We start from the raw sequence: 20554 nt of genomic DNA on the forward strand, positions 1-20554 counted from the left end.
TAATACACCATTTGATAATTCAAGGGCTTTATTTATGTTATTGCTTTGGGTTCTGCTGCATGCCAGGGATCTTGCCAGGTTTTGATGGGTTGTCCTGCCCATGGTAGCGAGAATGCATCTCTGCTTTTGAGAGAACGGCCATGAAGCCGCCTCGGACCTGGCCTTCAATGTTGCCTTCGCCGTAGTTCATGCGCTGTCCAATCCAGCCAATAGCACGGTCGTTCAGCTCAAGCACTATCGAGAATACGCGCATAATAATTTGATAACACGCAAATCCAACAATAAGCAGGCCAAACACCAGAGATAGCAAGCCAAACAGATAGCCATCGGTGCTATTCATAAAGCCGATAAGCAGGAAATCTATGAAGAAGATAGAGCTGAGATCAATTACCTTCAACCCGATCGTGAATCCAATTACCATAAGGGCCGGATAGACCAGAATGCTCAGCATATGGACAAAGCCTTGCCTCGCGGTAGAAGGTGCAAAAGCCTTCTCTCCCATGTCACCTACAAAGAGCAATCCCCACAGAGGTATGACCACGGTCGCCTCCACAATGTAGATGATCCAAGTGACGAGCCCGATCAGCCATTGAATCATGATCATTGCCGGCAGATAGAATGCGAGAAAGAGGCCTACGAAAAACACATACTTCCAGTAGGAGAGAGCATCAAGGCCGATCTGGAGTAGCATGTTACCGATGCGCGTGCTTCGCATTTGGTGCTCGGCCACATCGGATCCCATGGCCATTAGTTCAGTGCCAGCTTTCTGGGTTAAGTAGGCTGGCGGATTTGCCAGAAATTGGGCCGCATTTCTGAAGAATGAACTTGTGTTTGATACCGCCCGGGTCGCCCATCCGTATCGATTTTCTTCATTCGCCTTGAAGGTGGCCACGTCCTCACCAGACTCCATCCATAGTTTGGTGAGGTAGATCACTTCTGAAGCGACAATTATTTTGTGACCAGCATTAACCAAGCTGTTCACCAGGTTGTCTTCTCTCAAAGATCCCACAATCCAAGGGAATACGTTTCCTCGCATCATGCTGTTTATTTGCGACATCAGGGCGCTCCCTGTATCTGTAGGGCTAGTTGAACCGGTGCCGGCCAGTTCCATGATGTCATTTTTCATCATTGGGAAGATTTCGCGCAGAACTTTTGCATTGTCTGCTTCTCTAATGGCCTCTTCAGCTGCGGCTTGCCCTTGAGGCCCAATCAAAGGGTTCCCATCAAGGCGGGAATTCCGTAAGGCCGCCGAAAGCCTCTTTTCATACTCGGCATATCTGTTTGCCAGTCTGTAGCTAAGCGCTTCGTCGCCTGAAAGTTGGTGGTACGTATTAATGAACGACGATGCGTCGCCAATGTAGCTCGCATTCATGCTCACAGCTTCCATGATCCGCTGGCTGGTATTGGTCATCTGGAACCAATAGAGGCCAAATACGGGCCAACCCACGCGGTCAATAGCGTCCAGCCAGTCTTCACCTTCGCTGTTTCGGGAGTTTAGATGGGTGTTTAGTGCCTGGGCGTAGGAGCTGTAGATTCCTCGCTGCAGATCGTCGATGAGGGCGACGGTGTTTGCAACGGCCTGATCAATGTATTGGTTCTCCTGGGACTGGATGGCCATTTCCGCCTCTGCCATGTCGATATCTTGCAAGCCCTGGAAGTGCGTGTCGACATCGAAAAGAAGATTGCGGGCGATACTTGCCCCGGCACCAATTTCATCTGTAGCCACATTGAGGATGCGATTTATTGATGACTGATGGGCCGTAGCAAATGCATTTACGAGATTGCGTTTTGCATCTGCATGCCCGAGTGCTTTTGTGAACCAGCAGTCCATCCCCCATAGGTCATCGGTGCATTCGGCATTCTCGCCGACGGTTGTTGGCATGCCAGACTCATCGGTGGGTAGTGCAACATCGTTCGCAAACTGCATCACGAGGGCGCCACAGTATGTATTGACCCCTGTTCCGTCTGCTACAAACCCGCCTTCTCGCTGGCGCGCAAACGTAACGCCTGCCGAGGAAATATCATCGCCGCTACGAAGAGAGAGCTGCTGGATCTCTGCTGGACGCAAAACCCTGGGAGAAACTGTAATTCTGGCGCCACCCTCGGATCCTATGTATGCAGCTTGCTTATTCTGCAGTTCCATACACATTTGGCTTGCAACTACTCCCTTTACCAAATCCTGCACTGAGGGAAGTGGTGGCGGAGTGATAACGCCTTCGTTGCGGAAATAGCCTGTCCCGCGAGCAGCTGTAAGATTTCCCAGAGTGTTGCTCTGTTCACCCAGGTAGATCGCGAAATATTGCCCTGCACTGTAACCGCTCGGCCAAGGCATTATGAGTACGACAGCAATTACAAGATGAAGGGGGGCCCAAGTCATGGAAATAGGTGATGCCTCCATATCCTTGGCCTGAGCAACGATCAACAGATGCTGTGTTGCTTTGAATAGAATAACGACGGTCGCCACGATCATGCAGATCAGATTTAGAGGCGTGATCACGGTTCCTATCAGGCCCGGTGTTGCTGGTTGATTGGTCATCGTTCCAGCTTCAAATAGGGAATCTATAATCCATGCGCCGAAGCCTTCGCCTTCTGCACCAAATGCTGCCGTTGATACCGAAAGCAGCAGTAGGGTCCAGATACCACGGTTTACACTTGTCATTTTGAACAGCTCCCTCTTGTTGCGGCAGGGCGTTTAAGGCGCCGGTACCGCGCAAACTGCATCCCGAATATGGTCAGATAGATAAATGCATAGGCGCTGCTTACAAGAAGCATCAGCACAATAACGACTTTGTTGATGACCGGAATCGCAGATGGAAGAGGGTGTGCCACTATCATAAGCAGAGAGTAGAGGGCAATAGCGAAACCAAATCCCGAGTAAACAAGAGGGACGATAACGGTTGCAGGAGTCAGCGGGTGTGCAGGGGTCGCCTGGGCGCGTGCTATAGCGGCATTCCATCCCTTGCGAGAGAAAATGTCTCTCCATAGCTCCGGATTGCGCGGACGGACTCGGCGCCCGTCCTTCCAAAGTACGTCCAGTGCCGAAAGCTTGCCTGCTACTTTACCTGTTGTTTTCAGGGCCCGGAAAACTCTAGAGTCACTGGCATCAGCTGTAGGTTTCTGAGGCAATGTTGGCTCGCTAGCTACCTGACTATGTGTGTTCGTTGTATCGATGACAGATTCGGACATTGGTGTGCCTGCTCGTGACCGTGTCGGGGGCAAAATGTTTAGAACATTATAGTGTATATTATTACTAGATTGGGCGACGTGCGAGCCTTCCAGATCAACAGGAGTTCTGCGTGGAAAATGCGTTTCAAAAAGTAGGGGATGATGCACCACCCAAGCCTGGTGCGGGAGGTGCTTTGCAGTATTGGAGCGCCATAGATCCCGTCGTTGGGGATGTTCTTAGCCTTATGGATGAGCGAGATTACTGGAGCATTGAGGATGAAGCGGCAATAAGAACGTTGCTCGATCGTGTCATTGCGAGAATGAAGAGTTCGCCTGTGGTATCTGGGTATTGCCTTGCTCACCCCGACAAAGCGATCGGATTGATGGCCTGGATGAAGTCCAGTTCCGCCATGATGCTGTTGCATTATGCAGATGAAGACAGAAAGCAGGTCATTAATCAGTTTCTTTCGGCCTGCGCCTCGATTCTCCAAACTCAGCCAGATAATGATGAGCTGTATCGGTCAGCTACCCTGGCTCTGGAACGGTTTCTCGTGTTTGAAAAGTTGGCTGTTTTTAGCCGCCTATTCTCTCCAGAGCGGGCGCAAGCGCTGGAGAGCGCCCTTCAGACAGCGATTTCCCTTGCAAAAATTCCTTCCTCCAACAAGGAGTGAGCATGTCTATTTCCATGAAGATACTTACAGCTTCAGCCTGTTTCGGATTGCTGCTATCGGCTTCCAATGCTGCCGCCCAGGAAGATGCGACGTGCAGAGTTACACAGGCAAAACAGCAGTACGCCAAAGCTCACAACGAGATCGTCAAACAGGTCCACAAGAATATCAATGAAAGCTCCCCTCTTGAGGAGCTCAATTTTGGCGAGCTGGTGACCCAATGTATCGGATCCTATGGCTTGAACTTTGGGAGCTTGGCTAACCTTGCAGACGCGATCATAGACCGGGTTGAAGATGCGGCCCGAAGTAAGTGCAGTGAAATCAAGGACTACCTCACTGATCAGGCGAGTGGTCTGCAGGGTAGTTTTGATGCGCCCTTTGATCTTGGAACCATTACGGGCGAGGTCACCACTGGCCAAGGCTGGGGTGTGAATTCAGAGTTGGATCCGGAGGAATACAAGAAACGGTCCATGGAGGTCTGGAACGCTCAGAAACGGCGTCTGGAACAGGTGCGCAATGGCATTTACGACGCACAATCTGCTGTACGTAACTCCCAGTCAACCGGAGACTTTATCAATCGAGCGCGCACTGGTTACGAGAACTACGAGTCTCGCCGATAATGTCTGGAGGCGTCATGTTTAAGAAGAATGCACTCAATTCCGCCATATTGGCTGCCTCAATGGCAGTCGGACTTTCGATGGCCCCCAAGGCATCGGCATGTTCATGCGGTGCCATCATTGCAGGTCAGGCAGCTGCAACTTCTGCCCAGATTGCGGGCATGGTGGGACAGGGGGCGATTACAATAGCTCAGGCAATGACCCGTGGTTTTTTAGAGGTTAACTCCACGCTGAACGGAAGCACTGCACAGCAAACTGCGCAGCTGGTCAACGCTCTTGAGCAATTCACGACTGTGGTTGCCACGGAACTTCGTGCTATGCCGGTTCAGGAGCAACAGATAGAAAATAAGCTGAATCAGTATTCCCCTGCTCGGCAAGCCACTACGCCTTGCACGTATTCCGATCGGGCGGCAGATATGAGTGCTTCCACCACCTTGGCGTCGCTTCAGCAAGCTCAGTTGAACTCGGCTTCATCGTCCTACAATGATATGACTTCGGCTTACCCGGTTACTTCAGATACCGATGGTCGCTTCTATGCCCAAACAGCAAAGCTGCTCCGTACGAGACCTGATGTAAAGGATGCCGGGTATAAGCTGGTAGCCCCCGAGAAGACGCTGGGTGCTTTGTCTGCAGAAGAGGTCCAGGAGGCATCAACATTCATCAATTTGACGACGAATCCATCGCCGCCAGCTCGTGTTGCGGAGCCGACAACCAGTGCTGATCTTGCCAGAAATGCGCAGGTGGACATCTACAACATGCGAATGTCCCTCCCTCAATCCGTCCAGAACCAATTATTGGCCTATGAGTCTCCTGTTATGACATTGCCGGAGGGTAGTTGGCTTGAAGAAATGGCAATGCGCGCGTCAGCCGAAGCCGGCGCGGATGCACAGGCCGGGCCCACGACAGTAAGCTTCAATGACCTGCTGGAGTTGATGGCGACACACAGGCTTAAAGATCCTATGTGGCAAACCGCCTTGGCGTCCAAGGATACGCAAGGGCTTTTGAAAGACCTGGCATATATTGAAGCCGATGCGAGTCTTCTGGACTTTGAAATCTGGAAACAGGAACGCAACGCCGCATTGATGATGGCACAATTCCAAGCGGCCCAGCTTCGCCAGGCTTCGGGGGAATAGATCAATGCGTACTCTTCGCCTCAGCCACTCGTCCAGTTGTCTAACACTTGCAGTCGTTTTCATCTTGTTATTGGGGATAGCGCAGCCTCGGCCAGCACAGGCAACGGGCGCAGAAGTCTGCGCTGCGTGTTTTGCAAGTGGTTGCGCCGTATCGTGTACGATTACCGGCACAGCTCAAACATCAGCGTTCGGTGTTGTCCAGGCAGCAATAGCCCTTTCAGAACAGATCATCTTTGAGTCAACAGGGTACGGCGCCCTGGGGGCTACAGGTATGGTTGGGTTTCCTTCAGTCGTCAGCACAATCTCGGCATCCGAGGCTAATCAAACGGGTTCCTTGGTTACTGCAATTGAGGCAGCAGCTACGACGATCGCAACCGAAATCCGGCGTGCGCCTGTCAATAGAGAACTTTATGAGTCCGCCACAAGGCAGGGGGCTGTTGTCCCGTCACGAGCCAGAGAAACATGCTCTGCTCTGGATTTGGGTTCAACATTTGATATTGGTGGAATCCGCCGAACAGAGAGTGTTCGAGGTTGGATTGAGGACGGCGCAAAACTTGGGGGCGTTGCTAATCCAATCCGAGTGTTCCCCAGTGTTCGCGATGAGGATGGAAACATCAACCCGCAAGCAGTTCAAGCCCGGCTAATTGGCTCGGCCAGTAATGAAAGGCTGGCAAATGTCTTGAATGCAGCTATTGGCCCGATTCGAGATAAGGCGAGGAACGAAGGGAAGAGTGTTACCGACTACCTATCTGCTGCCTATTGGATTGATGATAATTACCGCACTATTCCTCGCAACCCATCCGATCCGCTCTCAAGTGACCAATTATCGGCATTGGTGCTCCAGCTACTCACAGCTTCACGTCCAAGTACCGCTGAGGCGCAGCGAGCAGCCGCTACAACAACAGCGGATCTCCAGAGTGCCTCTGTTGCCGAAATCAATGATATGCGGCTATCTGTTCCAGCGGCAATCACTGAGCGATTTTTACGGCTCCGAAATGCGCATGATGCGAAGTTGGGTGCCGAGGATTACATGAAGCAAGCCATGGGTGAAATGGACCCGAACGCCCTGAACATAAACCCCGAGAGTGATGAGGGATTTATGTATCTGATGGCCAATCATCGAGTCCGAAGTTCCGATTGGGCTGCCCGGGTAGCAGTAAATTCACCTTTTGATCTTTGCCAGGACTATGCCACCTGTCAGATCGTTCAGACTGCTGCTGAGCGTCTTTACACCAAATACCAGACGTACCTCGCTAAGAAGGATTTTAACCTCGCCTTAGCTCAGGCTTTGGCAACAAAATTAGAGTACGAGAAACCGTAATACTTGACATCTAAAAGCTGCTTGTCCGACAGAGCATCATTTATAGTTGTCGCATAATACCTATCATGAAGGATGTAATATGACCACTGCCGATCTTTCGATGGAAAGCCTGGAGCGCCTGAGCGTACTTGATATTAAAATGGGTCACGCGATGTTGTTTCTTAATGACATTGTTGACCAGGACATTCAAGTTCCTCCCACTGCATTGGAGCAAGCGATTGAAGCTAAGCAGGCTTTAACCCAATACGCAGCTCAGTTCACAACCATTCAACAAAGGGCTTCCACGGCCGAGGATCCCGCAGGCTATCTAAGCCAACCTACAATTGCTCATCTGCTTGGGCAAATGGACAGTCTCGCAACCGTCATTCTCAACGAACAAAACCTGCTCCTGGAAGCCGCAGAGAATGGCGACATTGACATTGTTAGTCGGGACGAGCTTGAGGCGACTCGCGGTGCCTCAATGGGTATGAGTTGAACTCAGAAGTGCGGCCGGGGCTCCGAAGGAGGAATCAATGGCGATACCTGCTGTAGTAATGGCCGCTGGGAAATACCTGGCGACCAAGTGCGTGACGGATGAGAACTTCAGAAAATCCGTGATGGAAACGGTAAAGAATATCAGCGAAAAAACGCCCTCACGTATCCGTCATGAGTTGGAGCACAAGGGGATTCTTCCCCGCTCACTGGGAGGCGCAAGCGATCCAGCAGACGCGGATTCAGGTGCCTTCAGAAAGGACGACACTCAGATGCTCCGGGCAAGAGTCCAGATGGCGGCAGCCACAGGTGATGAGCTGGGAATCAATAGAATTCTCGCCACAACGCCATCGTCGAAGCTTGCATTGGCGTTGCCGGGAGAGAAGGAGCGAGCTGACTTGATCAGCAACCTGGCTAACCACGGGTTAACTGATGCTCTGAATAATCTCCGAAATCGTCCAACCTTTTCCGTCGGCCAGGACACTTGGAAGGATGCGTTTGAGACAGCGCGAAAAGCGAATCAGCCAAGCGGGCCGGACAATGAAGACACCGTTTCTTTAATGGACGACCTTACTCGCTCGTCAGGTAAAAATGGTCGCTACTTGGTTGCTGCGAAGTTGTGGGAGGAGTACATAAAGCCGAACTCCATGGAAGAAGCCCGGGAGTTTGCTTCGATCAATGAAACAGTTACTTCCACGAACTTAATGGAGCGCTTGAACTACCCGGAACTGCTCGAAGCTGGAATTTCTGGCTTTGCTTCAGGATTACCAATTTCTGCAATGCCTCAGAATATTCTGGCTGAAATTCGAGAGCAGTCTGGTAACTTCCTGGATGGATTGGCCTCCATTCAAGAGAAAGGGGCAGCAAGCGTGCTTTCTCAGGCTTCCGGAGAAAAGAACCTGCTGAGCGAAAAGTTGAGAAGCATGGAGCCACGGATCAGTTAACGATCGCGTCTAGGTGAGCAATAAAAAAGCCAGCAGCTGCTGGCTTTTTTGTTGATCTCAGGTTCGCTACCCCAGTTTGGGGCTTTCATCACCTGGTCCCGCTGATTCCGGCCCGGCTCCTTTCATCAAGGATTCAGCAGCATGAATCAGGTTCGTGCTTCCAGACGATTGTGTGTTGAACGAACTATTGATCAGTAGTTCTCTTGCCTCCGGGGAAGACTTGAGGACGTTTATCATGAAAGCCTTGGCATCTGGATTCTTCTCCAGCCCACTCATAACTGCCTGAACAGCTTTCTGGAATTCAGGGCCCCTGGTTGGATCATCGGTCACGGGGACCGCTCCGCGACGCGCACTGCTAACTTCAATCGCTTGGGCTCGCCAGCTATCATCAAAGATGTCGTCGCCTTTGACGGCAAGGTAGGAGCGAGCAACTTGCTCCGCACCCACCCAGAAGCCAGCCTTCAGTAAGCCGGCAAGAAGAAATGTAGCTGATCCCTCACGATATAGGGTACTGGCGGCTTCCGTGTCGGCTCCCATGGCCATGAACATGCTTCCGGCAGCAACGCAACCGAGAACGCTGGCAGAGGCTAATCCTACTTTGTTGCCATGTTCCGCAACAAGCTTCACCGTCGCTTCCATGCCTTCACGCGCTTTTTCACGCCAATTTGAAGTGCTCATTGATATCTCTCCTTATGCCGCCAGAAGCTCTTTACGAGCGTCTTTTAGGTTGTTCTGGAAGTCATAAATCAGGTGTTCCAGGTTCTTGATCAGTTTTAGGTCTCGCTCTTTTAGTTGCCTTTTCGCGTGATCATCATACGATTCGAACCGGCCGGCCACTTTATTGGCCAAAGCGCGCAACATTGAGAACTGCACGCATAGATCCAAAACGCCTGGATCCTGGGTGGAATGCAATTCTTCCAGGTGCGTTCCAATGTATTCAAGTTGCCGTCGTGCCGCGTAGAAACGGTCGCCCGCATTGAACACATTGAGTTCCGCGATGGGCTGCGAGTATTTCTGGGGCTCTGCATTTGCCGTCATTGTTAACCCTCTGTTATTGCGTTCATTTCGTTAGTTGTCCACAAATTCTGTTGGTAACTTTGTGGATAAACAATCTAGTGATCGGTTTCTACAGGCTTTTCCGCTTAGGACGGAATTACGCCATCCGCAGTGCTGATTCGATGATCGAATCGTCATCCTCCGGACTGTCGCCTTCGTCAACTCCGTTATGGAAGCGTTTCAGGTGCACTTCCATGTTTTCTGTAAGGTTTTCGATAATAGGTTTGTCGTCCTTTCTGGTGCTCAGGCCAGCTCGAACTGCGAGCTTTTCATAATCGCTCATGTTGAGGTCCGGATGCTCTTTCAAGGCTTTCTTGATGGCAGTGCGATCCCACTCATAGGTGTAAACAGCATCACCCAATAGACCGTGGGCGTTAAGTGTTTGTTCAGCGCGTTCAACATCCAGCTTACCCGTAGCAGATTTCCGGATCGCTTCTGGCTCAACGCCTTTCGCCATCAGAGCTTTAGCTGCTAAATTGAGGTCGAGGTTTTTTGACTGAGAATGGGAGATGCCGTTCGCTTTGATCGGCAGGGAGGATAGGTCGTATTCCTTCATCAACCCGGTGATCTGCTTGTTGGTCTCCGACGCCTTTTCCTTGGCAACCCGTTCAGCGAGTTTATAACGCAGAACATCGTTAAAGAGTGATTGGATTCGCCCAATTATCCCATCAGGAATATCGGTGATTAATGTGGTGCCCGGGCGCACGTAAGGTTTTCCGGCAAGCACATGATCTTCCCAAAAGGCTTTTCCTACACGAATGAGATCTGCTTCCAGCTGTTCGTTGCGATCAAACGATGTAATGCGAATACCAAAACCAGGGACATTCAGGTTTTGAATCTGCAAGGACATATCCTTTACAAACTGCATTTTGTCAGCATCGCTGATATCAGGGGATTCCAGTTTGCGCATAATGCTGTTTCCCAGCGGATTGGGGATATCCAATTCTGCCAGGGCATAGTGATCAATAGGGGTGTCCAGGTGATTGCGAAGGATGGCTCCGTACCAGTGCACTTGGCAGATATTTACCAATTCCAGTGGCGCATTCCAGTCCAGAGATGAGCGAACTTTGAAATCGGGAATGACAATCTGACCTTTGGCGTTAAGAGTCACCTGGTCTGGGTTTCCAACAATGAAAGCGCCAGCTGGATGCTGTTTCCGCAGGGCGGCTTGAACCTCATTAGTATTCAGAATGCTTCGATTGCCCGTGCACTGCTCATAAAGGTAATCCACGAGAACTTCAAGCCTGCTCCCTCTGGCCATGTGGATATTCTCTTGGCTGGGTAGATCCAGCAGCATTTTGGATCGCCAAATTTCTTCCGGATCATTCAGATACGAAGGTTCGTTGAAATGCGCGAGAAGTATTTCGCCAATTTCTGAACCACCAATCCCCCGAGCGCGTTCTGCATGCCAAACCGCTCGTTCAGGGTCGATCTGCAGCACGCCTTCAATCCACCGCTTAGCGACGCTATCAGGGATCTGTGAGCGCTGAGGGAGGCTGTCAACTACTGCAGTGACTTGTTTCCGAATTAGGTCAAGGTCCATGGTTCCGCCTTTGAAACAGTGGATACTATGCTATAACCATATTAACACGCGCTTTCCTGTTGTTCACGGCCATTTTTCAACCAATTATTGTCGTATCATGGATACTATCTGATAACGTATTTTTCAAATGGTGTACTCATGACATCCACCGCTGAGGGTAGTAAGACCAAGCTTCGCCGCGTAAAGGCAACCGTCGTTCGCGTGAAGTTCTCAAAGGATGATTACAGCGTCTTCTCCGCTCGCGTCCGCACACGCAATGGCGGCTCGTTTCTTATGGATGTGACCGCACCGGCAAAAGTGATTGAAGGGCAGGAAGTCGTTGTTGATGGGTCTGTAATTCGACACCCAACGTATGGACAGCAATTCAAGGGACAAACACTTGTCCATTACGTGCCCAACAAGGCTGAGGGTATTCTGGCATTTTTGAGTTCTGGGCTAGTGAAGGGTGTTGGGAAGAAGTACGCCGGCCTTATCGTTGAAGCCTTTGGTGATGAAACTCTGCGCGTGATCGAGCGTGAGCCCCATCGTCTGGAAGGTGTAAAGGGCATTGGTAAAAAGCGCGCTGAAAAGATTGTCCGAACCGTTACGGAGCAGCGTAGCTATATGAGGCTTCTGGCCCACCTGAAACCTCTCGGTGTTGGGAATGCGGTCGCCATGAAGCTCTTTAAGGAATTTGGACACAACGCTTCACACATTGCAAAGACAACCCCCTACCGAGCCACTACCATTCCCGGAATTGGCTTCCGAACGGCCGATCTTCTGGCGAAAGCGGTTGGACAAGCCTTTGATTCGGATGACCGAATCCGTGCCGCTGCCGTGTATGTGTTGGATGAGCAGTGCCAAATACAAGGGCATACCTGGTTGGTGTTGGCCGAATGGGTCTCCGCCACGCATAAGCTTCTGTCAAACCGGGATGACTATCAGCCGTCGCTCAATCCTGCTGTGATCGAAGAGAAACTTCTTGCAGATCCTGAAATCAGTAAAACCGTTGAAATCGAGTCATGGGAGGGCCAGCAATACGTAGCCCCCCGGAGACTACGACGATACGAAGAGGCCATTGCAAAAAGCCTATACGAGCGAGCTATCCATTCAGGCCAGGCAACGCATGTTCCCGTGGATTCCACCGTACTGGAAGGGTTGTCGCCTTCACAAGTGGAAGCAGCCAAAGGCATCGTTTCGACTTCCACCGCAATTCTGACGGGTGGCCCGGGAACAGGAAAGACGACGACAACTCGCACGCTATTGAAGATCTTTCGTTCCGCACAAAAGTCGGATGGGAGCAGCTGGCGGATTGAGCTGGCGGCTACCACCGGCAAGGCAGCAAAAAAAGCCGAAGAGGCAACAGGAGTTCCCGCAAAGACGGTTCACCGACTCTTTGGGTTTGGGCAGCGTGAGGGAGCTGAAAGTGGTCGAGGTTGGCTCCATCACAAAGGCAATCCATTGCCCGCCGATCTGGTAGTCATAGACGAAGCATCAATGCTGGACACCTATATTCTGTCTGTGATCCTTGATGGTATTGCTCCGGAAACAAGGCTGTTACTCATTGGAGATGTAGATCAGTTGCCTTCCGTTGGCCCCGGTAAGGTTCTGCGCGACCTCGAGCAATCTGGGCAAGTCTACGTGGCGCGGTTGCGTGAGGTTCATCGACAGGCCGAGGGAAGCAATATCATAAGGGTTGCTCACACAATTAATGCCGGCCAGGTTCCCCAGATGCCTTCCGAGCACTTCCAGAAACTTCCCGTTGCGTACGACTGGGCGAACAGAGACGCGACCTTTGTGCCAGCAGAAGACGCTGACACAATTCACTCCATCATTACTGGGATCGTTACCAGTCTTGCTGAGGCTCACCCTGTTGACCATATTCAAGTGCTTACCCCAATGCGGAAAGGTCCGATCGGAGTAGAAGCTATCAATAAAAGTATCCAGGGCATCCTGAACCCTCAGTTTCGTCAGGCCTCTGATGATGATTTGCTGCAACTAGGTTCCTACAAGGCTGCGGTCGGTGACCGGGTGCAGCAAACCCGAAATGACTATACCAATATGATTTTCAACGGTGATAGAGGGATTATCCAAAGTATCGACAAAGAAGAAGGCTGGGTCGATATTGAGTTTGAGGATAAGGTCGTCCGACTCAACGTGCATTCGGATTTGGCTTTTCTTGAGCTGGCCTATGCCCAAACTGTCCATAAATCACAGGGAAGCGAGTACCCGATCGTCATAATGCCCGTCTCTACCTCCCACTATGTCATGCTGAGCCGGGAAAACTTCTATACCGGTGTCACCCGGGCAAAAAACACATTAATCGTGGTAGGCACGACAAAAGCCATGGGTATCGCAGTGCGCAAGGTGAATGAGAGTCAGCGCAATACTGCACTGCCATACCGCATTGCTCAGCAATTCAATTCAAAAAATGATTCTTTGGACGGGGGGAGATAAACGTTCTCTCTCGGGCCTGCATTGCAGGCGTTAGTGCCATCTTCCTCCGGGGCGTCGTGCGGGCCTTTGGCCCTTGCGGCGGCCTTCGGCCTTTCTTCACGGCCAGGCAGAGCCTGACCGCTCAGTAACGGCTCAGCCATAGGCTTCGCCTGCTGGAATTTCGATTTGTGAATCCTCACGGTAGAATGCCTGTATATCCGTACAGTTGGAGCAGTGCAACATGAACCTGAGACGCCGCGTGAATTGCGTGTACCGTGACTACCCTCCCTACAGAACGGGTGACTTGGTTGGGGTGCTGGGCCGTGGTGCTGGGCACGACAATGGCGGAATGGTGAAATGGCTGGGAGTTATCGACCGGCGAGCAGCCAGGACTATCCCTGGCGCCACGGAAGTGATGCTGGACTTTGCAGCCTTTCAGCTTGGATTGTTGGACCCTGTGCAGTGGTTGGCCGAGAACACGGCTATAGTGGGCTGCTTGATTGATGAGGGGGTTATGGCTGTCACGGACGGCAAGACGCCACTTATAAAGCCCTGGGGAGCACCTTCGGCATAGATTTCATCCATTGGGGCTCCACCAGGGTGGGGACTTAATAAAGTACCGCTACTGTTCGCTTATGTGATCGTCGTGATCGTCGCCAGCATTGAGCCAGTTTTCCAGGGCTGACGTAGTACGCTCAATCAATTCCCGCTTTTCCTCATCCGATTGTGGCGGTGTTGGGGCATGACTGACATTCGAGGGGTATTCAATGCTGGCCATTACGGCAGTCGCCGTGGCCAGACCGATTTTCTGAGCTTCCTCGGCGGCTGTGCCGGTCGCCATTTCGATTCGGGACGTGGTTTCTGCAGCTTGTTGCGCCAAACGACTCTCACCTTCTGTCATTGCTCGCGGTGTCACTGCCTTGAGCAATGTGGGGTCGATGGCCCATGGAGCCTTTTCCAGCATGGATTTGGCGTGGCTGTGTTCGATTTCATCAAGTCGGGCTGAGATCTCAAGTTCACGCGCCTTCGGATCGGGCACTGCATCGAACGCATCTTCTTCATCCCAATCGTCTTCCATCAGGCCTTCGTCAAGAACCGGCTCGGGTTCCGCAGGTGTGCTGATAGGTTCAGAGACTACGGTTGTTTCGGTGGCTTTTCTGACCGATTTTTGTGGATTCTCCGCAGCTGTTGTGGACGGAGCTGGCGCCGGCTCGATGGGTTGTAGTTGGTCAGCCGGGGTGCCGGCGTCAATAAGATCTGTAATCTCATCGTTGCTGTAGATCAGGGCGCCAAACAAAAGTCCTTCACGCTCACGGCCGGTGATGGTTGGTTGTTTTTTGAGGATGCTCTGCCAGTCGGAGCACGCCTTACCGATGAACTCCAATGCCGGTGGGAGTTCGAGGTCAGACTTGCTCAAATACAAACCCTTCTGAAGCGCACCTTCCATCGCTTGCTGATAATCCGATTTGGGTTTAAGTAGCGTGGCACCATATCCGCGCGTCGGAAGGTTCACATCCAGCATGCGGTTGATCGCGAAATGGTCTGAGATCGTCTTATCGTCAAAGCCATGGTAGAACATGCTCACCGGCACGATCTTATCGCGCCAGAACACGATACCTTCACCCTCTACCTGGGCCCGGGTGTCCATTGTGTCGATGCGGGATCGTCGTTCAACGCTGGCGGATTGGCTGTCCCGATACATGCCGGTCAGCGATTGCTCGTCTCGAGCATAATTGCTGGCGGCCATCGCCAGGCCTTCGCCGGCAATCTGTTTAATCAACTCTGCCGTGGCCCCCAAGCCCTCAGATGCCATGACGATTTTCACTTTGGTGTTTTCTGCAATCTGCTCAGCTTCGTCCGGATCTTCGCGTTTCATACCGGCGTAATCCTGGCCGGCGATCGTAATAGCGACATACAGGCCCCGGGCTTGAGCCAGCGTAACGCCGTAGCCAGGCGTCATCATGAACGCAAATTCGTCGTTAATGATGCCGTAGGGAACCGGGGCGGTAATGGGTAGTGATTCGAGAATGTCGGCCTTTCGGCCCTCAATCTCAGGCGGAATGCCTGTGGAAATCGCATTCTTTTGCGCTGCCAGTACAATCTTGGCGAGGTTTTTCATTTCATCCGGAGCTTTCTCAAGCGCAGGAATCATGACAACGCCGATTCGACGGCGGAGGATCATATCCAAGAAGTTAATTTCACCGCGGCCTACCATGTAAATGTCGCCGTAGGTATCAGACAGTGAGGACAGTGCCCGGGTGAAATACGCCTGAGCGAAACCAAACTGGCGCCCGACTTCTTCCGGCTGCTTTTTCTTGTTTCCGCGAGCGTCTCTGCCGGGATCAGGGTTGTATCCGGGCAAGGATGCCAGATATGCCCGAATGGCTTCCCGGCTTTCTGCAGTAATCCTGGGGTGATCCCGCAGTTTCTCTACTTCTGTGAGTTCGAGAGACTTCCGGATGACGGCCGGCGTAATCAAAAGCCCGGCACAGTCGCGAAGGTCAATCAGTGCAGGCATTACCGCGCTGATCAGGCCGATGGCCCGCTCAGAGAACAGCTTATTCTCGTTACCACCGGGCGGCATGATCGAAACAATAATCTGGGTTATCGATTCCGATGAGCCATAGGTAAACAGGTTGACGTTGTTGCCACGGCGAACGGCTGGATCTTTCTTCGCAGAGGTGTTGCCCTTTATGTAGTTCAGCGCCCGGAAATCATGTTCCCGTCCGAAATAGCGGGCCAGAGTGAAGATCTGCCAGCCAAGCTTCGGCGCGGCTTTAGCATCGGAGTACATCACGCCGGATCCTACGGCGAGGTAGTTGGCGGCCATGGAGACGAGTGTTTCGGTCTTACCTGCACCCGTTGAGCCGATGACCAGGGTATGCGTTAGCAGGTGGACAAAGCTTAACCAGAGCTCATAGGGACGCCGCGCAAATCGAACGTTTCCCAGAAGAAACTGGCCACGAGACTTAAAATAGCCAAACCGTCCGGGTTTCGGGTCGTTGAGGTCAGTAATCCCTGCTTCTTCCGGAAGCAGCATCGGAAGTGTTTGACGATGAGAGTAAGGGTGACTGGTGACCCAATAGATGATTGGCAGGCATACCAAGATAAAGAAAGTAGGGGATGCGAACACTGGGAGCACCAGCAACGCTGCGACAAACTGTGCGACCCCCGGGTTGTCCGAGAAAAAGTCGGCAACTTTTTGTGTCGGGGTTCGGATGTCCCTATAGAGATCCTTGCTATTTAGTTCCTGGTCCTGGCTCAGACCGCGGAAGCCGTGCTGTCGCGCTGCCACTCTATTACTCCCCTGTCTCGTGAATCGTAGGGGTAGTTGTTGTCAGACCCAGATCAAAGTTCTCTGATGTGTCGATGCCTGGTATTCCACACGCTGTTGCAGGCGCGGCAACTACGGGCTGGTTGTCGTGAAGCAGGGGGACAGGGAAGCCGGCAAACCCATCATCACTTGAAGCGGCCCCAAGTAACTCATTTTCGAGCTTAACCTGAATGGTGGTGCTATCGGATTCTCCAGCTCGTGCGTGGCTGGCAGCCAACAGGCCTGTCACGAGAACAGAAATGGTTGCACCCACGGCGACCCATTTCATGAACCGGACAGTACCTGCCGATGTTCCGGTTTTACGTGCCCCCACGGAAGGTTTGCTGGGCTTCTTACCACTTTGGGGCTTTTGTGGCCCTGGGGGCGTTTGGGAAGGCGCAGGTTCCCTGCGCATATCGTTCGCTGGGGCTACCCCTCTCAGGTACACGACATTTTGACGTTGCGCCTGCGCTGCGCCCGAACGAGTTTGACGGGCTTGCGGACTTACCGGACGATCATTTGTGGGTTCCGGGTGAGCGCCGTTATAGGCAATGCGGTTGCCGTAGTTCTGGCTTCCGACGCGTGCGAGAGATGCGTTCTCGAACTGACGGAAGGCGATTACGATTCCGGCGTAAACCTTTTGTAGTTCGGCCAAGCCTTCGTCGCCGGCAGCGAAGGGTAAGCGGAAAGATCCATCTCTTGATGAGATGATCACAAGCGCTGGATGATAGTCCTTTTCCAGTTTTGCGTAGCTACCTTTGAATTTCAGGCGTGTACCTTCCAGGGGGATGTTTACGCACGTATGCATATTGTGGGAGGTGATGAGACGCTGCAGTTTGGATTGCTCGCCAGCACGCTGTTCATTGCCGCTCGGCAGCATCATGAAGGTATGAGTTGTCTTGCCGCCTGGCCCTCGGGTTTTCTGAATGAAATAGCTGTACTTCATGCTTCAGCCCTCGCGGTTGGTGAGGCATCATCAGTGCTAAGCGCACCTTCTTTAGATCGCCGCTCTTCTATGTCACTGGCCAGGCCCTCGTCGGAGCCTATCCATTCTTCATCAAAGAGCATGGAACGAATGGATTCGGTGCCGCCTTCAATGCAAGGAACGTTCACCGCGTACCCACACTCTTTTTCGACCATATAATGCGCCCAAGCTGCAGTGCCTTGGGTAAATGGGCGATCTCCGCCCATCTGATTAAGACTGTTGAACAGGATTGGATGGACTGGACGCAGCCATAGAAACTCAGCGGAAATAAAAACGCCCCGGTCCCAAGTCGCTTCAAGCAACGCCATGAATACAGTGGTTTTGAAAGCGTGCCGTTTGATGATTTCTTTGACTTTGGGGTTGCGGATGTAGCGAGCATTTATAGCGGCGATCCCTTTTCCATCGATCATGGGCTTATGCCGTCCTTTCTTATCGCAGCGCCGGAAAGAGTTAGCCAGCCTAAGGGCCAGCTTTCGGGCATCAGGAAGGCCCTTGCAGATTGCTACCAACAAAATGGCCAGGACACACTGCTCGAAAATGGTCAGATCGTCGTGACCTGACCAGCGATCCCCCAGCTGCTTGACAAGGGCTGCATCGGTCTTCTGGATATCCAGGCGGCACAGGCGAGGCTCGGGAAGCACCTTTCGACGTTCCGGAACAGACCAGGTCATCTTTTTTTCATTCCACCCTTTGATATAGGCACGCTTGGTGTTCTTGCCTTCGGTGGCCGACAGCCCAAGCAGTTTCTTCAGAGTGGCGCCGCCAGTGGACTTCTTTTCCGCGTAGATCAGTTCGTGTTCCAGTGCCCAGTCAATGGGAGATCGGGGCATGGCCCATGGACCCTCGTGGAGTGGCATGGCAAGCAGGTTTTCGTGAGCCACAGATGCAACGGCCGCATAGTGCTTCGCGTTTAACTTCACCAGCATGTCGAGGTTAAAACGTCGAACAAAGCGGTTGACGATATGGGCCTTCCGGATTGTCCAGATACGCAAAATGACCATTGGGACGAAGACTAGGGCCATCGTATGAGTGATAACGCCAATCATCATTTTGGCGGCAGGCCATCCATAACGAGTCGGATCGGTATGGAAAAGCTGGTGAGACCAGGCGGTAAAGTTTTGCGCCCACTCCGATGGATACAGAAAGGGTGCATGTTGGGCTGCTTTCGAGATCCAGCCAACCAGGAAAAACAGGCCTTTTATGATTGCAACTTTGTTCATGGACCAGATCATCCAGACCATCAGAGCGATCGTTCCAATGCACGCAACGATGAAGATCAATCCATCCATGCTCCCGGAGCTGTCACCGGGTCTGGGTTGTGCGGCCATCTTCAAAGACTCCCATGTTCAGCAATCAGGTTTTCATAGGCCTTCATCAGCTTTCCTGTGTAGACCGAGATGTGCGGTTCTTGCTTGTTGTGATAGCGCGCGATTGCCCGAAAGTAATCACGAGGTTCTTCGAGTGTGATCTGATGAGTAACCCGGCGAACGTACCATGCTGCAACGCCCAGATTGATGCACTCATTGTTCTGAAGCATCTTTTCGGTCAATCCGAACTGGGCCAGCTCGGGAAGGTGGATGGTGTTGATCTGCATTAGCCCGAGATCGTAAGAGCCATCGGAGTTCTTAATTTTGGCGCCGGCCCAGCCACCCTCAACAGTCGCGATGAGCGTAAGCACCAGTGGGTGTACCTGGTAGCGATCAATGACGCGTTGGAGGCATACATCCGTAAGCGGCGTTTCGCGCTCAAGTCTTTGAACCAGCTCGATAGGCGCGGCAGGGCTTACAGTGGGTGGGGGAGGAAGTGCGTCCATCACAAGTATCGAATCATATACACTGTTCTAAATGTAGGTGTCATGATTATATCGGAAAAAACGCGGCTAAAAGCCGCGTTCACAGTCTTGCGAGGTGGCATTTGGTGATGCTATCCAAGTGCGGGGGAGGAAGCGGAGGGTTCATCTGGACTCAAGCCCGAATCCTTCATGCCACTGTGGACCGCCAAGCTGATGCTGAGGGTTTGCCTCAGTAAATGGAACTGACTCAGGAAGGTGTTCTCGATCTTATCCAGTGGGTAGCCATTGGCGGAGATATAGCGCCGCTCATCGGTCGCCATTTCGCGCAATTCAATCAATGTCTCTCGCGTTAGGCTGTTCCAGCTATCGGCCAAGAGGTCGCCGGCCCGCAACAGGAGGTTCTTTCGGAGCATTTCTTGCTCGGCGGCAGACATTTTTTGGATGATGTCGCTGGAACTGATAGCTTCATCAACGCTACTCCACAGGAGGTCGCCCATGCGCTCCAATACCGGCTTTGGATCATTATGGAGATAATTCCATTTCTGGTAGGCTGATACCAGGGGCGCCAGCGCATTCATCATCATCATGGAGCGTCGGACCTCGGGAGATCCATAAGAGTCCGACTGCTTGGGTTCGGCCCAGACACCGTCCAGTTCGGCAGCATCATTCAGAAGTTTGGCCCAGTCGGTTTCAAGGGCTTTATCGCCTGCGATTCGGTAATGCTGGCTGATAATCTTGGACATCGACCCGGTAATGGATTCATAGACAAACCGCTCGTCGGGCAGTTTCAGCTTTTCCAGCAGCGCCTTCGATTGGTTGGCGTAGTGCTTCAGCATCCGTTGGCTTTGCTGCTCAATCTGGTCTTCTGTCATGTTGGCCGAATGATGTAGTAAACCGCCAAGGACGTGACCAATGATTTTCAAGGCAGAAAGCGAACTGTAAGCCGCCTTGTCTGCAATCTTCTTCTCTTGAATCTGATTGTTGATCGCCGAGAAGAATCCCCCAGTGCTGGCTTTCGTATTGTCCTGAGAGGTCATTGCCTGCGGCTTAGATGGTGTGGGCGGCAATTCCGGATTGGCATCTGGCTTTCGTGGTGTTTCGCGGCGTGCGTTAAATACGTAGTCCATGCGC

The 20554-nt window shown here is 52.2% G+C and carries 18 protein-coding genes; 8 read left to right on the top strand and 10 right to left on the bottom strand.

Translation table 11 applies throughout. The features are described from left to right. Nucleotides 1-37 precede the first annotated feature (37 nt). Nucleotides 38-2659: a DotA/TraY family protein gene (locus tag ACSSVV_RS08220; protein ID WP_454106026.1), complete on the bottom strand. Its 2622-nt coding sequence runs from the start codon at nucleotides 2657-2659 to the stop codon at nucleotides 38-40. Then, nucleotides 2656-3186, bottom strand: coding sequence for a hypothetical protein (locus ACSSVV_RS08225; RefSeq protein ID WP_454106028.1), 531 nt, complete (start codon nucleotides 3184-3186; stop codon nucleotides 2656-2658). The genes ACSSVV_RS08220 and ACSSVV_RS08225 overlap by 4 nt, the downstream gene beginning before the upstream one ends. Nucleotides 3187-3296: 110 nt before the next feature. Between ACSSVV_RS08225 and ACSSVV_RS08230 the strand changes: the two genes are divergently transcribed. The 6 genes from ACSSVV_RS08230 (at nucleotide 3297) to ACSSVV_RS08255 (ending at nucleotide 8319) form a co-directional block, all read left to right on the top strand. Next, nucleotides 3297-3836 (top strand): type IVB secretion system protein IcmW, encoded by a 540-nt coding sequence (locus tag ACSSVV_RS08230; protein WP_454106030.1) that lies wholly within the window; start codon nucleotides 3297-3299, stop codon nucleotides 3834-3836. A 2-nt stretch (nucleotides 3837-3838) separates the two neighbouring features. Continuing rightward, nucleotides 3839-4453 carry a hypothetical protein gene (locus ACSSVV_RS08235; RefSeq protein WP_454106032.1) on the top strand — a complete coding sequence of 205 codons (615 nt, stop codon included), beginning with the start codon at nucleotides 3839-3841 and terminating at the stop codon, nucleotides 4451-4453. Between the two features lie 14 nt (nucleotides 4454-4467). Beyond that, nucleotides 4468-5583 (top strand): hypothetical protein, encoded by a 1116-nt coding sequence (locus ACSSVV_RS08240; protein WP_454106033.1) that lies wholly within the window; start codon nucleotides 4468-4470, stop codon nucleotides 5581-5583. A gap of 4 nt (nucleotides 5584-5587) precedes the next feature. Then, nucleotides 5588-6904, top strand: a complete 1317-nt coding sequence (locus ACSSVV_RS08245; RefSeq protein WP_454106034.1) for a hypothetical protein — start codon at nucleotides 5588-5590, stop codon at nucleotides 6902-6904. Nucleotides 6905-6983: 79 nt separating this feature from the next. Further along, on the top strand, nucleotides 6984-7379 hold the full coding sequence (locus tag ACSSVV_RS08250) for a hypothetical protein (RefSeq protein WP_454106035.1): 396 nt from the start codon (nucleotides 6984-6986) through the stop codon (nucleotides 7377-7379). Between the two features lie 37 nt (nucleotides 7380-7416). Then, nucleotides 7417-8319 carry a hypothetical protein gene (locus tag ACSSVV_RS08255; protein ID WP_454106036.1) on the top strand — a complete coding sequence of 301 codons (903 nt, stop codon included), beginning with the start codon at nucleotides 7417-7419 and terminating at the stop codon, nucleotides 8317-8319. A 66-nt stretch (nucleotides 8320-8385) separates the two neighbouring features. On the opposite strand, the gene ACSSVV_RS08260 is transcribed toward ACSSVV_RS08255, so the two are convergent. From ACSSVV_RS08260 to ACSSVV_RS08270, 3 genes are all read right to left on the bottom strand, one after another. Further along, on the bottom strand, nucleotides 8386-8997 hold the full coding sequence (locus tag ACSSVV_RS08260) for a hypothetical protein (protein ID WP_454106038.1): 612 nt from the start codon (nucleotides 8995-8997) through the stop codon (nucleotides 8386-8388). A 12-nt stretch (nucleotides 8998-9009) separates the two neighbouring features. Then, a complete protein-coding gene (locus ACSSVV_RS08265; protein ID WP_454106039.1) occupies nucleotides 9010-9357 on the bottom strand; it encodes a hypothetical protein in 348 nt (115 codons plus the stop codon). A 115-nt stretch (nucleotides 9358-9472) separates the two neighbouring features. Continuing rightward, entirely contained in the window at nucleotides 9473-10918 is a 1446-nt protein-coding gene (locus ACSSVV_RS08270) for a YqaJ viral recombinase family protein (protein ID WP_454106041.1), read from the bottom strand. Nucleotides 10919-11056: 138 nt separating this feature from the next. On the opposite strand from ACSSVV_RS08270, the gene recD2 reads away from it, so the two are divergent. Both recD2 and ACSSVV_RS08280 read left to right on the top strand, forming a co-directional pair. Then, a complete protein-coding gene (recD2, locus tag ACSSVV_RS08275) occupies nucleotides 11057-13354 on the top strand; it encodes an SF1B family DNA helicase RecD2 (protein WP_454106042.1) in 2298 nt (765 codons plus the stop codon). 220 nt (nucleotides 13355-13574) lie between these two features. Further along, complete coding sequence (locus tag ACSSVV_RS08280; protein ID WP_454106044.1) at nucleotides 13575-13907, top strand: hypothetical protein; 333 nt, start codon at nucleotides 13575-13577, stop codon at nucleotides 13905-13907. A gap of 48 nt (nucleotides 13908-13955) precedes the next feature. On the opposite strand, the gene ACSSVV_RS08285 is transcribed toward ACSSVV_RS08280, so the two are convergent. The 5 genes from ACSSVV_RS08285 to ACSSVV_RS08305 all read right to left on the bottom strand — a co-directional run bounded on the left by ACSSVV_RS08285 (nucleotide 13956) and on the right by ACSSVV_RS08305 (nucleotide 20550). After that, nucleotides 13956-16628: a hypothetical protein gene (locus ACSSVV_RS08285; protein WP_454106045.1), complete on the bottom strand. Its 2673-nt coding sequence runs from the start codon at nucleotides 16626-16628 to the stop codon at nucleotides 13956-13958. Nucleotides 16629-16632: 4 nt separating this feature from the next. Further along, a complete protein-coding gene (locus ACSSVV_RS08290) occupies nucleotides 16633-17592 on the bottom strand; it encodes a hypothetical protein (protein WP_454106046.1) in 960 nt (319 codons plus the stop codon). Then, the gene (locus tag ACSSVV_RS08295; protein WP_454106047.1) at nucleotides 17589-18959 is read right to left on the bottom strand and encodes a secretion/conjugation apparatus DotM-related subunit; all 1371 of its coding nucleotides are present in this window, start codon (nucleotides 18957-18959) and stop codon (nucleotides 17589-17591) included. Before ACSSVV_RS08295 ends, ACSSVV_RS08290 begins: the two co-directional genes overlap by 4 nt. Before the next feature lie 2 nt (nucleotides 18960-18961). Next, nucleotides 18962-19444 (bottom strand): lytic transglycosylase domain-containing protein, encoded by a 483-nt coding sequence (locus ACSSVV_RS08300; protein WP_454106048.1) that lies wholly within the window; start codon nucleotides 19442-19444, stop codon nucleotides 18962-18964. A gap of 110 nt (nucleotides 19445-19554) precedes the next feature. After that, on the bottom strand, nucleotides 19555-20550 hold the full coding sequence (locus ACSSVV_RS08305; RefSeq protein ID WP_454106049.1) for a hypothetical protein: 996 nt from the start codon (nucleotides 20548-20550) through the stop codon (nucleotides 19555-19557). Nucleotides 20551-20554 lie beyond the last annotated feature (4 nt).

This window comes from Marinobacter sp. MBR-105 (assembly GCF_053628895.1).